Genomic DNA, 15461 nt, shown 5'->3' with positions numbered 1-15461 from the left:
GATTATGTCAATTTTACGAAAGTGTCGATAGGAGGCCGTAAAAGTTACGGAACACCCGTCATTCGTCGTAAAAAGTTTGTAGGATGATGGTGCTTCGCGTGTTGACGTTGGCTGCCGTACGGATCTCCTGCAGCAATCGTTCCAACGCGCGAGGTGACGCCACCCGGACCAGGAGGACGTAGCTTTCGCTCCCGGCCACGGAGTGACACGAGACGACGGCCGGTAGATGACGCAAGCGAGCAGGCGCATCGTCGGGCTGCGAAGGATCGAGAGGAGTGATGGCGACAAATGCGGACAGATTATGACCGAGTGCCTCCGGATCGATCTTCGCCGAGTAGCCACGGATCACCTTGCGAGACTCCAATCGACGCACTCTCGACTGGACTGCAGAGATCGAGAGTCCGGCCTTCTCAGCAAGACTCGCGAGAGTGGCACGGCCGTCCAAGACCAATTCACGCATCAAAAGTCGATCGGTTTCGTCGACCGGAACCCCGGCAGCGTCACTGGTTTCTGTTTCTCGCACCTGCGCAGGCTAACGCAATCGGACATTCGTATGGTTGAAACCTGGGAGCTACGTGCACGGTTCGCAGCGGCCCTCGCCAAGATGTATGGCGACGAGGTCCCCGCTTACAACACCTTGGTAGATGTAACGATGCAGGTGAACCGTGATTTTGCCGCCGAGCATCCGGATTCGGCGGAGCGCCTGGGCAGCCTGGCGAGAGTCAGCGCCGAGCGTCACGGCGCCATCAGACTGGGGACTCTCGACGAACTACGTGACGTAGCCACCGTCTTCGGCGGATTCGGTATGTTTCCGGTCGGCTACTACGACCTCCGGCTCACCGACTCCCCCATTCCCGTTGTCTCGACGGCGTTTCGCCCCACCGAACCTGCCGAACTCGCCCGGAACCCGTTTCGTGTTTTCACTTCGGTACTGACCGGCTCCGATTCCAGGTTCTTCGACACCGACCTCGAGCGTCGGAGCACCGGGTTCCTGCGTCGCCGCACCCTGTTCTCTCCAGAACTTCTGCAGTGGGCACGGCAAGCGAACCGCGAGTTCGGCCTACCGGAGCCCGAGGCGACACAATTCGTCGAAGCGGCGACCTCGGCGTTTCGGCTCGGCACCGATCCCATCGACGCCGGTTGGTATCGCGAACTTGCCGCGATCTCACCTGTCGCCGCAGACATCGCCGGCCAGGGCTCGACACATGTCAACCACCTCACCCCGCGAGTGCTCGACATCGACGAGTTGTACCGCCGAATGACCGAGCGCGGCATCATCATGATCGACCGCATCCAAGGCCCACCGAGATGGAATGGACCGCCACTGCTTCTGCGGCAGACGTCGTTTCGCGCACTGGCCGAAGACAGACGTTTTCGGCGGCCGGACGGATCGGTCACCACAGAACCTGTCCGCGTCAGATTCGGCGAGGTGGAGGCACGCGGAATCGCGTTGACCCCCAGCGGGCGTGCGATCTACGACCGACTGATCGCAAGGCCCGAGAATGCCGAATGGGGCAGCGAATTTCCGCACACCGAGGACGGACTCGACGACGCGGGGTTGGCGTACTTCACGTACCGAAACGAAGGAACTGTTGTCGTCCGCGACCCGATCGTCTACGAGGACTTCCTACCGGCATCCGCGGCCGGGATCTTCGCGTCCAATCTCGATTCCGTGACCGGATTCGTTTCCGATGCGCCCGGCGCCGAATACGGGCAGGAGCGATTGGAGGGCGCCATCGACCGCACCATCGAAGATCCGTTCGAGCTGTACCGCGCACAACAAGAGGCATCACGTGCCCTGCTTTCTCCCGCCAACAACCACTCCCGCCTACAAACACTTCCGCCTTCAAACACAGAGGACTCCCCGTGAACCTGCCTGATCCTTCGAGCCTCGCCGATCGCGCCGAGAGAGCCCTCGCTGCCTGCGGTGTCGAGTGGCCCGCCGGTGATCTGAGCGCGCACACGCCGATCACCGGCACAGAGCTGCGTACGGTCCGGCAGCACTCCGGCCGAGAGGTCGACGACGCCGTCGAGGCGGCTCATCGAGCGTTCCTCACCTGGCGCACCGTCCCCGCTCCGGCGCGCGGCGCGGTGGTGCGGCGGCTGGGCAGCCTACTGACCGAGCACAAGGAGGATCTCGCGGAGATCGTGACGCTGGAGGCAGGCAAGGTCACCTCGGAAGCTCTCGGCGAGGTACAGGAGATGATCGACATCTGCGAGTTCGCGGTCGGTCTCTCCAGGCAGCTCTACGGGCGCACCATGCCGTCCGAACGTCCCGGCCACCGGTTGTCGGAAACGTGGCACCCGCTCGGCGTTGTCGGGGTCATCTCTGCGTTCAACTTTCCGGTAGCGGTGTGGTCGTGGAATACCGCCATTGCTCTGGTCTGCGGCGACTCCGTCGTCTGGAAGCCTTCGGAAACCACTCCGTTGACCGCTCTGGCATGTCATGCGCTCCTGCGGCGTGCGCTCGCGGATTGTGAAGCACCGATCGACGTGCATCAGTTGGTCGTCGGCGGACGTGACGTCGGTGAGGCGCTGGTGGACAACCCACTCGTGGCCTTGGTCAGCGCCACGGGTTCCGTGCGGATGGGCCGCGCCGTGGCTCCGCGGGTCGCCGCGCGCTTCGGACGAAGTCTTCTGGAGTTAGGTGGGAACAACGCCGCGGTCGTCACGCCGTCGGCGGATCTCGAGCTTGCCGTGCGCGGAATTGTCTTCTCCGCCGCGGGAACTGCCGGGCAGCGCTGCACCTCACTGCGCCGACTCATCGTTCACGAGTCGATCGCCGACAAGGTCGTCGACCGCATTGCGTCCGCGTACGCGCAACTCCAGGTCGGTAGTCCCTTCGATTCCGGTGTTCTGGTCGGACCGCTGATCAACGAAGCCGCGTACGAGGCAATGCAGAAGTCCCTCTCGGCCGCGCGCGGCGACGGCGGAACCGTGGTGTGTGGCGGTGATCGCGTCGGCGAATCCGGGTTCTACGTGACACCTGCTCTCGTTCGTATGCCCGCACAGACCGAGGTGGTACGGGCGGAAACATTTGCACCCATCCTCTATGTCTTGACCTACACCGACTTCGACGACGCTATTGCGCTGCACAACGGTGTACCTCAAGGACTTTCATCCTCGATCTTCACACTCGATCAGCGAGAAGCAGAGCGCTTCCTCGCCGCCGACGGCTCCGATTGCGGCATCGCGAACGTGAACATCGGAACGTCCGGTGCGGAGATCGGCGGCGCATTCGGCGGCGAGAAGGAGACGGGCGGCGGACGCGAATCGGGTTCGGATTCATGGAAGGCCTACATGCGCCGAGCCACCAATACCGTCAACTACTCGGACCAGTTGCCGCTGGCTCAAGGCGTCGAGTTCGGCTGAACGCGTTCTGGGCAAAATCGGCGATCGCTTCGATCAACTCCGGGAGCCTCGACAACTGCGGGGCGTGGTCGGTGTCCAGGCTGACCACCTGGGCACCGGGAACAAGTTTCTGCATGGCACGCTGAGCTTCGATCGGCACGGTTCGATCGAGCGTGCATTCGACATACAAACGCGGGACGGTTCCGAATCGTTCTTCCGTCCAGACGGGTGCCATCAGGCGGGCCGACTCCAGTTGTGGAACGAGCATGCGCGCGGCGAAGATCGCATCAGCCACCGGCGCTTCGTGGAAGAACACAGCGGCACCGGCTTCGGTCGGAACCACCGTCGCATTCCCGTCGTCCACGGGGACTAACCAACGTGAGATCCCGACCGGACTTGCCAGACCGACTTCGATGCAGAGCATCCCGAAGTCCATCTGCGATGGAAGCATCATCCCCGCGACGTACACAAGACCCGCTACCCGCGACGGCAGTAACTCAGCCACCTGTGAGGCCACGATGCCTCCGCCGGAGTGACCGACGAGGGTGCACTGCCCGTCCAGGGACTCGACTACTGCCACAACATGTTCGGCAACTGCGTCGAGATCGATCACGTCGTCGGGGTTCCAACTTCCCGAGCCTGGAAGCTCCACCACAACGGGATTGAAGCCGGCCGATTTCAGTGGGCCACACACACGATCCCAGACCCAACCGCCGGCCCACGCTCCGTGGATGAGGACGATGTTCCGTGCACTCACTGCTTGATCTCGAGCTCTGCAGCCGAAAGTACCCGAGCCGCCTCACGACCTGCGGCGGCGTTGGACTTTCCCTGCCTCGACCCGGCCAATTTGGCCTTGATGTGATCGCGAACGGTAATGGATTCGTACTCCAAGCCGGAGTCGTCCTGAAAACTCGGCAGAGTCGCAATCACCGCGTCGACGTTTCCGTCGTGGAAGAAGGCCGCCGATCGCCGACGCTTGATGGTGCCGTTCACCACCGGAGGCGCAACTCGGTGCAGCGTGGACATCCACCTGTCGTTGGTCAGTCGCGCGGTGAGATCCCCGAGATTGACCAGTAGCGCGCCGTCGACCGGCCAGACATCGTGCCAGCGTCGGTCGCTCCCGAGTACTTGCAAACCTTCGACCTGATCCGCCCACAGCACGGTGACCAGCCCGAAATCGGTATGTTCGCCCATACCCTTCAACTCACCGTCCAATGTCACCGTCCCTTCGGGTAATGCGTAGTTGTTCATCCGCAGTACGTCGATGGAATGATCGGTGATCGACTCGAAGAATCCTGGGGTCAGACCGAGCGCATCTTCGAAAATGGTGGTCAGTGTGCGTGCCACCCGCTCGCCATGGGCATAGTAATTCTCCACTCGTTCCGTGAAACCTGGCACTGCGGGCCACAGATTGATTCCGTAATCATCCTCCGACAGTTCGAGTTCGGTGAATGATCTGGCTTCGGTTCCGACGTTGAAGGCCTCGAAGAAGTCATTCATCCGAGTCGCGGATTCGACGCCGAGGCTCAAGCTCAGCGACTCGCTCTTGGGCGGGCTGTACCCACGATTCGCGCCCTCGATTCGGTAGCCCGACTTCGTCTCCATCGGCAGTCCGAAGAAGTCGTCCATGGCTTCGGCGAGGCCGGAAGAAACATCGGTCGGAACACCGTGGCCCCGAATCTGGATGAAACCGACAGTCCGACAGGCATGGTCGACTTCGGCGGCCACTCGCGCCTTGTTCTGGTCGGCACCACCGAGCACGTAGGGCGAGATGTCGATGACGGGAACTTCGAAGGGATCAGACTGGGACGATGGCACTGGCGTCTCCTGCAGAGCTGGTAGCGGGTTCAGGAAGGCTCTCTCGCGATCGCCTCGCGAGTTCACCGAGTCGGGTGTGATTGAACAGCAGATTGAGTGAAAAGGCAGAGGCCGCAGCCAAGGTGATGCCGCTACCGAGGAGGATCTGAGCCGAGGAGGGGAATCGCTCGAACATCCCCTCCGCAAATTCCGGCAGAATACCGATCCCCACCGATACGGCGGCGATCGTGGTGTTGATCGGGTCACTGAGATCGACCTTGCGCAGTGTGTTGATTCCGACCACGGCGACAGTGGAGAACAAGATGATTCCGACGCCGCCGACCACCGGATCAGGCAGGGCTGCAACCACTTCACCCATTCGCGGGATGAGGCCGAGAACGATCAGAATGGCACCGCTGGTAGCGGTCACGTACCGGCTGTACACCCGGGTCGTGGCAACGGCGCCGACATTCTGCGAGAAAACGGTGTCGACAAAGGCATTGAAGATTCCGCCCAGAACTCCCGACATGCCGTCGGCCACCAGCCCGCGTGCGAGATCTGCTTTTTTCAAAGGCTTTCCGGTGATCTCGCTGACCGCCAGCATGCTCGCCGTCGATTCTGCGAAGACGACTGCCATGACGATACTCATCGCCACCACGGCGGTGACGGGAAACTCCGGAGCGCCGAAGTGGAACGGCATCGGGAAGCCCACCCAGGCCGAGCCGCCGACGCCACTCAGATCGATCAGACCCATCGGGATGGCGATCACGGTACCGATCACCAGTGCCATCAGTACACCGAGTTGCGTCCACATCCCGCGACCGAGGCAGATGAACGCCACCGCGACCACAACGACTGCGGCAGCCAGCGCCAGGTTCTTCGGATCGGCGAACGACGGGGAGGTCGGGTCGTTTCCGACGATCAGTCCTCCCGCGACACCGATCAACGAGATGCCGATGACTGTGAGGACGACGCCGGTGACCAGGGGTGGGAAGTATCGGACGATTTTGGCGAACGGAACGGCCAACGCTATGCCGACCACGCCACCGACCAGCATGGACCCGTACACGGCCTGCAGGCCGTACTCCTTGGCGATCAGAATCATCGGCGTCAGCCCGGCGAACGTCGCACCGCAGACGATCGGCAGGCGGACACCGGCAACCTTGCCGACGCCCAGGCTCTGAATGATCGTGATGATGCCTGCAACGAGCAAGTCCGCACTGATCAGCATCGCGACCGTGCTGCGGTCCAGCCCGACTGCGGCACCGAAAACCAGCGGAACCGTGATGCAACCGGTGTACATGATGAGGACGTGCTGAAGAGCAAAAGCAGACTGGCGGGCAATGGGGAGCCGCTGGTCGACTGGATGGATGGCCATGCGCCGATCTCCGTCCGAAGCTGGAAGTGTTTCGTGTACGGGACTATTCAGCACGTCGATAATTTCTTACCGTGGTCGAATTTGTTTCGTCTGTGTAATCAAAACTTTCACCAGAGCACTGCTATCTTCGGCACATGGACGACGACCAGAGAGCGATAGCGACCGCAATCGGGGCAGCCGTGCGGACAGCGAGAAAAGAAGCCGGTTTGACGTTGCGTGAGGTTGCCGTGAAGTCAGGGTTGTCGCAGCCATTCCTGAGCCAAACCGAAAACGGGCACGCAGTACCCAGCGTCATGAACCTTCACCGCCTCGCGCAATCGCTCGGCACCACGGCGCACTCACTCTTGGCACAGGGCGAGCGAACTCCGTCCAGCCTCGTCCGCGCCGGCGAGGGGCGAACCTTCGAACTGGCACACGATTCGGTGATCCGATTCTGCTCGACCGGTTCACGGACCATGGAACCCAACGAGATCACGGCAGCACCTCACTCCGAGGCAGGTGAGCACACCGAGCATGCCGGCGAAGAATTCATTCATGTTCTCGAAGGATCTGTCGAGGTCGAGGTCGGGCTGGACGAGCATCACGTTCTTCATGTCGGCGATACCCTCCTCTACACCTCGGCCATCCCGCATCGGTGGTTCAATCGCACCGCTGCAGTTGCGAGATTCCTCATCGTGAGTTCACCGCCGTCCTTCTAGATACGCCACCGCTGCAGTTCCACACCACAACCCCGGCTCGCGGCTTACCCTGACAGCGTGACCAAGTGGCCGGAACTTGCGCGTGAGATCGCCGATACCGTTCTGTTTCCCGTCGCCGACAGCGTCGACGCCGACGGAGAAATCCCCAGCAGCCATTTCGACGCGCTCGCCGCCGACGGCTTCTACGGCATCGCCGCCCTCGGTGACGGTGGCCCCAGCAGCGAAGAACTGGTCGAGGTCCTCGAAACCTTGTGCGGCGGTTGCCTCGCGACGACGTTCACCTGGATGCAGCATCACGGCGTCGTCGGGGCCCTGGCAGCGAGTACCAATACGTCTCTGCGCGAACAATACTGGGACGGTCTGGTTTCCGGCACGATTCGCGGTGGGGTTGCCTATGCCGGCGCCATCCCCCGCCCACCGCTCCTGTGGGCCAAGCGGGTGAACGACGGCTACGTCCTCGACGGGATCGCACCCTTCGTCACCGGTTGGGGCATCGTCGATGTTCTCTTGGTGTCGGCGCGCGACGAGTTCGACAATTCCATCGTTCATTCCGTCGTACCGGTGGGCGAGGCCCCGGGTCTGACGATCGAGGAGCTTCCACTGATCGCGGCGCGCGGGAGCAACACCGTCCGAATCGTGTTCGACGCTTTCGAAATTCCCGATACCGACGTCTGTGCGGTCGTCAGCGACGAACAGTTCCAGAGCACCCAACTCCCCGGCTTGTGGCTCAACGGCGCGATGGCCATGGGCATCACCCGCCGCGCCGTGACCGAACTCGCGGATCTGGGAGTCGACGCCGACGCGTTCGAAGAACAAGCCGCCCGGGCGCGCGCCGATCTCGATGCAGCACTGCGCGGCGGCGGCGACATGTCGACTGCACGCGCCCGCGCATCGGAACTTGCGATACGAGCGTCGGCCGCGCTCGTCACCGCGACCGGAAGCCGCGCCCTCGTCGGCAGCAACACCCCCGAGCGGCTCATGCGAGAAGCCACCTTCACTCTTGTCGCGGCTGGTCGACCGGAGATCAAGACAGCTCTCGTGGAACGACTCAGCGGATACTGAGTCTGCACGGTTGCACTCGATTACGCTGGGGCTCATGACCAGTGGAGAACCAGTACTCATCCCGGCCGGAACCGTGTTCACGCCGGAGGACCTGACGTTCTATGCCGATCGCGACTCCCGCAGTCTCGACGACGCCATCGCCGAAGCCGACCTTCTTGTCAGTTGCCCACACTCGGGTTCCGCGATTCCAGCAGAACTCTCACGTTTTCTCGCACCCGAGTTCACACAGCGGCTGCAATTCGACTTCACCGACATGTCCACCAGTCCCATCGTGCGCCGTTGGGCCGAAATAGATTCGCGCATCGTGTACGTGGAGAATCCGCACCCTCGCATGATTCGCGATCCCAACCGTGCGAAGCCCGAAAACCTGGAAGCGTCACTGCGCGAAGCCTTCGCCCGCGTCCACAAGGCCGGTGCAGGCAACAAAGCAGACCTCACCGGCGTCGACGCAGTTCGCCCTGTCACCTTCTCGTTCTACCCCCTGTTGCTCGAGCCGACCGACGACGCGGGCTGGAAGAACCTCGCCGAGACCTTCACCGAGACAGCCGAACACGGTTTGGGTGTCTACGAAAGAACTCGCGACGCACTGATCGAAGCCATGGTGGAGAAGAGCTTCGAACTCGGTCGATCGTTCACGACGTTGTCGTTCCACGACACGATGAACCACACCACCCGGCGGGACGGCGCCGTCAATGTCGAACGGCCGGAAGCAGATCGACTCCCCGACGTCGTCGCACTCTCCAATCGTGGCGACCACCACGGCAATCGACGCGGCGACAATCCCGTGACGATGGATCCGGAGCTCATTCGCACACTTGCGGTCTCACATCGCAAGGGATTTCAGGTCGACGATCCAGATGCCGTCGCTCTCAATCAGCCGTACCTCGGCAGTTTCGAAATCATCCGAGCCGGAGCCAGATTCGCCGAATTGAGCGCCCGCGCCGCCGAAGCCGGGATCACGTTGAGTGCGGTTCAGGCCGAATTCAAACGAGAATTCCTACTGGGAGACGAACTGGCCGCATACATCATGGAACCCGGCCTCGATTGGCCTACACCCGACGCCGAACGGGTGGACCAGCTCGCCCACGCGTGCAAGGCGAGCTGGGACCACTACCGCAACAGCTGACTCAGCGATATCACTCAGGCTGACTCAGCGGTTTCACTCAACCGAGTACCACTCCGAACACCGCGCCGGCCGCAATCGTCGTGACGGCCAAGATGATGGTCGGCAGGAAGAACGAGTGGTCGACGAGCTTGGAGCCGAGCTTCGTGCTGCCCGAGAGGTCGAAGTTCGCAGCTGCGATCTGCGAACCGTTTGTCGGCAACAGATAGACACCGGCAAACGCTCCGGCCCACATGCCGCTCACCAGGCCGGGTGCAATCCCGGCAGCGAGACCGATCGGCACGATGGTCCTCGTCGCGGTCGACTGGCTGGTCGTCAGGACACAGACCAGGAAGACACCGAGCGCGAAGATCCATGGCGCGGCGTTGACCCAGTCGCCGACGGTGCTCGTGATCAGCTCCGAATGTGCACTGATGAACGTGTCCGTCAGCCATGCCAGACCGAACAGCGCGATGGCCGAGACCATGCCGGCACGGAACACCGTCGACGAGGGCACGTCGGCAACGTTCGGGCGGCACACCAGCAGGATCAACGTACCCACGACGAACATCAGCATTTCGATGATCGGTGTCATCCCCATCGGGGAACCGTCGGCGGCTTCGGGGCGAATTCCCTTGAACAGGCCGAAGATCACGATGGCCAGAACGCCGGCCAGGAAGATCAGTGCCGCGTTTCGTCCGGTCTTCGTCGAGACGAGTTCGGTCTTGGACGCTGCACCAGGTCCGGCCAATTCGCCCGACTTCATCTTCGCCTGTATGTCCGGGTCGTCGTCGAGATCCTTACCGAGCCTGTTGACCGCGATGGAGGAGAGGACGATGCCGACGACAGCGGCCGGGAAGGTGATCTTGATGATGTCGATGAGTTCGAAATCGTAAGGCGGCACGTCGGTCAGCGTGACCATCGCCGCCATCGCCGCGGACACCGGACTACACGCCAGCGCCACACCGGTCGAGACAACCGACAGCGACAGCGGCCGTGACGGCCGCACACCGTTCTTGTACGAGACGTCGTAGATGACGGGGAGCAGCGGGTAGAGGATGTTGGACGTACCGGCACCGACCGAGAACAGGAATGACACCAACGGCGCGATCAGCGTGATCTGTTTCGGGCGAGATTCGATCAACTTGGCCGCGATGGTGACCATCCAGTCGATACCACCGGCCGCCTGCATCATCGACGACGCGAGGACAACGGACAGGACGATGAGGAGAGCGTCGACCGGCGGACTGCCGACGTCCTCTCCGAAGACGAACACGAGGACGGCAACACCTGCGCCGCCCCACAGACCGAGAGCGACACCGCTCGATCTGGTACCCATGACAATCGCCCCGAGCACTACCGCCAGCTCGAGGACAATCTTGACTGCTTCCATCAGGCACTCGCCTTCTCGATAACAAGAGAATCGCTATAACAGGGCAAATAGTATGCTCTGCACTTCGGCTGCGGGCACGAACACGCTGTCGGTGGGAAGGGGCAATATGGTGGTCGTGACCAATGTCCTCGGTAGGTTCTCGCCCGCCACACGCGAGTGGTTCGGTGGCGCGTTCAGCGCTCCGACTGCTGCGCAGCTCGGTGCCTGGGAATCCATCGCAAGTGGCTCTCACACACTTGTCGTCGCACCAACCGGCTCCGGCAAGACATTGTCGGCGTTCCTGTGGGCTCTCGATCAACTCGCCGCGAAGGACGAAGGCGAACGCGCCACCAAAGTCCTCTACATTTCGCCACTCAAAGCGCTGGGCGTGGACGTCGAACGGAACCTTCGCGCGCCGCTGGTCGGCATCACACAGACTGCGAAACGTCTGGGCCTCACCCCGCCCGAGATCACCGTCGGTGTCCGTTCCGGCGATACGTCCCAGGCCGACCGGCGCTCGTTGATCAAGCGTCCTCCGGACATCCTGATCACGACGCCGGAGTCGTTGTTCCTCATGCTCACCTCCGCTGCCCGGGAAACACTGGTCGGCGTCGACACCGTGATCGTCGACGAGGTTCACGCGGTGGCGGGTACCAAGCGCGGCTCGCACCTTGCGCTCTCTCTGGAACGTCTGGACGGCTTGCTCGAGCGTCCGGCGCAACGCATCGGATTGTCGGCCACTGTCCGTCCCCACGAGGAGATCGGGCGGTTCCTCGCCGGTTCGGCACCGATCCGAATCGTGGCACCGCCTGCCGCCAAGACCTTCGATCTCACGGTCCGTGTCCCCGTCGAGGACATGACCGAATTGGGTATCGCGACGCCCGCCGACGGTTCCGAATCCCCCACCCCGCAAGCCGGTTCGATCTGGCCCCACGTCGAGGAACAGATCGTCGACCTCGTGCTCGATCACCGATCGTCCATCGTGTTCGCCAACTCTCGGCGCCTCGCCGAACGATTGACGGCCAGGCTCAACGAGATTCATGCAGAACGCATCGGTCTGGCCGTCGAGAAAACACCTCGCCCGCCCGCGCAGATCGGAGCTCCCACCGAGGTCAACTACGGCGCAGAACCCCTCCTTGCTCGCGCCCACCACGGATCGGTCAGCAAAGACCAGCGAGCCCTCATCGAAGACGACCTCAAATCGGGTCGATTGCGATGCGTCGTCGCCACCAGCAGTCTCGAACTCGGAATCGACATGGGCGCCGTCGACTTGGTCATCCAGGTGGAGGCGCCGCCTTCGGTTGCCAGCGGCCTGCAACGTGTCGGTCGCGCCGGCCACCAGGTCGGCGAGATCTCACGAGGCGTCGTCTTCCCCAAACATCGCACCGACCTGATTCACTGCGCGGTGACCGTCGAGCGCATGGTCGAAGGCAAGATCGAGGCGATGGCCGTTCCCGCCAATCCCCTCGACATCCTTGCCCAGCAAACTGTTGCGGCCACCGCTCTGGAACCGATCGACGTCGACGACTGGTTCGAGACGGTGCGCCGAAGCGGTTCCTTTGCAACGCTTCCCCGTTCGGCCTACGAGTCGACTCTGGATCTGCTCGCCGGGCGGTACCCCTCGGACGAGTTCGCCGAATTACGTCCGCGCCTGGTCTGGGATCGCGAGTCCAACACTCTGACGGGCCGCCCGGGTTCGCAGCGCTTGGCAGTCACTTCCGGCGGCGCCATCCCCGACCGCGGCCTCTTCACGGTCTACATGGTCGGTGAGAAAGCATCAAGAGTCGGCGAACTCGACGAAGAAATGGTCTACGAATCCCGGGTAGGCGACGTCTTTGCGCTCGGCGCCACCAGTTGGCGGATCGAGGAGATCACCTTCGATCGGGTTCTGGTCAGCCCCGCCTACGGCATGCCCGGTCGTTTGCCCTTCTGGCATGGCGACGGACTCGGTCGCCCTGCCGAACTCGGACAGGCGTTGGGACAATTCGTTCGAGAGACCGCGCTGGGTAACGAAGCCGACGTCGTCGAGCGTTGTCGCGTGGGCGGGCTCGATCACAACGCCACAACCAATCTGATCCAACTCGTCGGTGAGCAGAAGAATGCCACCGGGCAGGTCCCGTCGGATCGAATGCTGGTTGTCGAGCGCTTCCGCGACGAACTCGGCGATTGGCGTCTGGTGCTGCATTCCCCGTACGGCCAACGGGTACACGCACCGTGGGCCCTCGCCATCGGGGCCCGCTTGCAGGAACGATACGGCGTCGATTCCAGTCCGACGGCCTCCGACGACGGCATCATCATCCGTCTCCCCGACACCGAGAACGAACCTCCCGGCGCCGAACTGTTCACCTTCGACGTCGAGGACATCGAAGATCTGGTCACCCAGGAGGTGGGTGGCTCGGCATTGTTCGCCTCCCGATTCCGCGAATGTGCCGCCCGCGCACTGCTTCTCCCACGCCGCAATCCCGGCAAGCGTGCCCCACTGTGGCAGCAACGTCAGCGGTCGGCGCAACTGCTGGACGTCGCCCGCAAGTTCCCGACATTCCCGATCCTGCTCGAGACCGTGCGTGAGTGCTTGCAGGACGTCTACGACCTGCCGGCACTGAAGGAATTGTTCGGCAAGATCGAACGGCGCCAGATTCGAATAGTCGAAGTGGAGACGCCCTCGCCTTCACCATTCGCGAGTGCGCTCCTGTTCAACTACGTCGGCGCGTTCATGTACGAGGGCGACAGCCCCCTGGCCGAGCGACGCGCCGCCGCACTGTCGTTGGACTCCACGCTGTTGGCCGAACTCCTCGGCCGCGTCGAACTGCGCGAGCTGCTCGACGCCGGAGTGATCGAGCAGGCAGAACGTGAACTGCAACGTCTCGCTCCGGACCGCAAGGCCAAGGACCTCGAGGGCGTTGCCGACCTCCTCCGCATGCTCGGCCCGCTGACCACCGAAGAAGTCACGGAACGCTGTCTCGAGGATCCGGTCTCGTGGCTCGACAAGTTGGTCGCAGACAAACGTGCCCTCCACGTCTCCTATGCGGGCGAGAGTTGGTGGACCGTCGTCGAAGATGCAGCGCGCCTTCGCGATGGACTCGGCGTTCCCCTACCCATCGGGGTTCCGGCCGCGTTCATCGAGCCGGTCGATCAGCCACTCGACGACCTCCTGAGCCGATACGCACGCACCCACGGACCATTCACTCTCACGGATGCGGCTGCACGCTTCGGTATCGGAGTATCCGTCGCGCGTGACGTTCTCGGTCGGCTCGCGCTCGAAAAGCGTGTTCTCGAAGGAGAATTCCGACCGTCTGCAACTGGGAGCGAATGGTGCGACGCCGAAGTCCTGCGCCGCTTGCGGCGTCGCTCGCTCGCCGCGGCACGGCAGGAGGTCGAGCCGGTCAGTACCTCAACGCTCGGACGTTTCCTTCCCGGTTGGCAGCATGTGGGCGGCACGCTGCGCGGAATCGACGGTGTTGCAACGGTAGTCGATCAACTTGCCGGCGTTCCGATTCCGGCGTCCGCTCTCGAATCGTTGATCCTGCCGAGCCGAGTCGCCGACTACTCCCCCGCGATGTTGGACGAACTCACCTCGACGGGTGAAGTCCTGTGGTCCGGATCCGGAGCAATCTCCGGCAAAGACGGGTGGGTAGTTCTGCACCCCGCCGACCTGGCACCGATCACGCTCAATTCGCCCGCCGACACCGACGTCTCGGAGTTGCAGAAACGCATCCTCGACCTGCTGTCCGGCGGCGGTGCCTACTTCTTCCGCCAGTTGGTCGACGCGTTGCAAACTACGGAGTCGGCTGCAGACACGGTCGACAGTGCGGTGACGACGGCACTGTGGGAGTTGGTGTGGCTCGGACACATCGGTAACGACACCGTGGCACCGCTGCGCGCACTTCTCTCGGACACCACCAGAACCACCACAAGTCACCGATCGCCTCGACGTGTTCCTCGTGCCCGTCCGTACCGCGGAATGGCGCGCGCTTCCACCCCGGCTCGCACGGGACCGGCAACCGCTTCCGGTCGGTGGTTCCAACTGCCGGCCATCGAACCGGACCCGACCATCCGGGCGCACGCCACGGCCGATCTGTTACTCGAACGGTACGGCGTAGTCACCCGCGGATCGGTGATGAGCGAGAACGTGCCGGGCGGTTTCGCGTTGATCTACAAGGTACTGAGCACGTTCGAGGACAACGGGCGCGCTCGACGCGGATACTTCGTGGACACCCTGGGCGGCGCTCAATTCTCGACGCCTCCCGTGGTCGACCGCTTGCGCACGTTCGGTGATTCCATCGAGGGGCGCCACACCTCCTCGGCTGCAGTCACTCTCGCGGCGTGCGACCCGGCCAATCCATACGGCGCAGCACTGCCGTGGCCGGCGTCGGGGGGCGAAGAGTCACCCGGACACCGGCCCGGGCGTAAGGCGGGAGCACTGGTGGTTCTGGTGGAGGGCGAGTTGGTTCTGTTCGTCGAGCGAGGCGGTCGCACCATCCTGACATTCACCGACGACGGCGGAACTTTGCGCCTGGCAGCACTGTCGCTTGCCCAGAAGGTGACTTCTCGCGCTGTCGACAAATTGGTAGTGGAGAAGGTCGACGGAGAGACCATCCACGGCAACGATTTTGCTCCCGTCCTGGTCGAAGCCGGCTTCGCGGCCACCCCTCGCGGATTCCGGTTGAGGTCATGAGGATTGAGGTCATGATGGTTGCGATC

At 62.9% G+C, this 15461-nt stretch carries 11 protein-coding genes; 6 read left to right on the top strand and 5 right to left on the bottom strand.

Annotated elements, in window-relative coordinates; translation table 11 throughout:
* Positions 1-58 precede the first annotated feature (58 nt).
* Positions 59-523, bottom strand: a complete 465-nt coding sequence (locus tag B0E55_RS11430) for an Lrp/AsnC family transcriptional regulator (protein ID WP_019747732.1) — start codon at positions 521-523, stop codon at positions 59-61.
* A gap of 30 nt (positions 524-553) precedes the next feature.
* On the opposite strand from B0E55_RS11430, the gene hglS reads away from it, so the two are divergent.
* Together hglS and amaB are read left to right on the top strand one after the other, a co-directional pair.
* Positions 554-1870, top strand: a complete 1317-nt coding sequence (gene hglS, locus B0E55_RS11425) for a 2-oxoadipate dioxygenase/decarboxylase (protein WP_080909729.1) — start codon at positions 554-556, stop codon at positions 1868-1870.
* A complete protein-coding gene (gene amaB, locus B0E55_RS11420) occupies positions 1867-3372 on the top strand; it encodes an L-piperidine-6-carboxylate dehydrogenase (RefSeq protein ID WP_021332540.1) in 1506 nt (501 codons plus the stop codon). The genes hglS and amaB overlap by 4 nt, the downstream gene beginning before the upstream one ends.
* Here amaB and B0E55_RS11415 read toward each other — a convergent pair.
* From B0E55_RS11415 to B0E55_RS11405, 3 genes are read right to left on the bottom strand one after another with little or no spacing between them, the layout of a single operon-like run.
* Entirely contained in the window at positions 3323-4108 is a 786-nt protein-coding gene (locus B0E55_RS11415; protein WP_069145880.1) for an alpha/beta fold hydrolase, read from the bottom strand. The two genes, amaB and B0E55_RS11415, sit on opposite strands and share 50 nt — an antisense overlap.
* Positions 4105-5169: an isopenicillin N synthase family dioxygenase gene (locus B0E55_RS11410; RefSeq protein WP_080909728.1), complete on the bottom strand. Its 1065-nt coding sequence runs from the start codon at positions 5167-5169 to the stop codon at positions 4105-4107. The genes B0E55_RS11415 and B0E55_RS11410 overlap by 4 nt, the downstream gene beginning before the upstream one ends.
* Positions 5150-6526 carry a uracil-xanthine permease family protein gene (locus B0E55_RS11405; RefSeq protein WP_080909727.1) on the bottom strand — a complete coding sequence of 459 codons (1377 nt, stop codon included), beginning with the start codon at positions 6524-6526 and terminating at the stop codon, positions 5150-5152. Before B0E55_RS11405 ends, B0E55_RS11410 begins: the two co-directional genes overlap by 20 nt.
* Before the next feature lie 134 nt (positions 6527-6660).
* On the opposite strand from B0E55_RS11405, the gene B0E55_RS11400 reads away from it, so the two are divergent.
* The 3 genes from B0E55_RS11400 to B0E55_RS11390 are packed head-to-tail and all read left to right on the top strand — an operon-like array spanning position 6661 to position 9412.
* On the top strand, positions 6661-7224 hold the full coding sequence (locus tag B0E55_RS11400; RefSeq protein WP_080909726.1) for a helix-turn-helix domain-containing protein: 564 nt from the start codon (positions 6661-6663) through the stop codon (positions 7222-7224).
* Positions 7225-7281: 57 nt separating this feature from the next.
* Positions 7282-8286: an acyl-CoA dehydrogenase family protein gene (locus B0E55_RS11395; protein ID WP_080909725.1), complete on the top strand. Its 1005-nt coding sequence runs from the start codon at positions 7282-7284 to the stop codon at positions 8284-8286.
* A gap of 34 nt (positions 8287-8320) precedes the next feature.
* Positions 8321-9412 (top strand): N-formylglutamate amidohydrolase, encoded by a 1092-nt coding sequence (locus tag B0E55_RS11390; protein WP_020969180.1) that lies wholly within the window; start codon positions 8321-8323, stop codon positions 9410-9412.
* A 37-nt stretch (positions 9413-9449) separates the two neighbouring features.
* On the opposite strand, the gene B0E55_RS11385 is transcribed toward B0E55_RS11390, so the two are convergent.
* Complete coding sequence (locus B0E55_RS11385; RefSeq protein WP_020907057.1) at positions 9450-10781, bottom strand: anaerobic C4-dicarboxylate transporter family protein; 1332 nt, start codon at positions 10779-10781, stop codon at positions 9450-9452.
* Between the two features lie 106 nt (positions 10782-10887).
* On the opposite strand from B0E55_RS11385, the gene B0E55_RS11380 reads away from it, so the two are divergent.
* A complete protein-coding gene (locus tag B0E55_RS11380; protein WP_080909785.1) occupies positions 10888-15435 on the top strand; it encodes an ATP-dependent helicase in 4548 nt (1515 codons plus the stop codon).
* The last annotated feature ends 26 nt before the right edge of the window (positions 15436-15461 follow it).

The sequence above is a fragment of the Rhodococcus sp. 66b genome (assembly GCF_002076325.1).
Lineage (GTDB): Bacteria > Actinomycetota > Actinomycetes > Mycobacteriales > Mycobacteriaceae > Rhodococcus_F > Rhodococcus_F erythropolis.
Note: the sequence above shows the minus strand (reverse complement) of the source record. Positions and strands in the feature narration are given on the sequence as shown.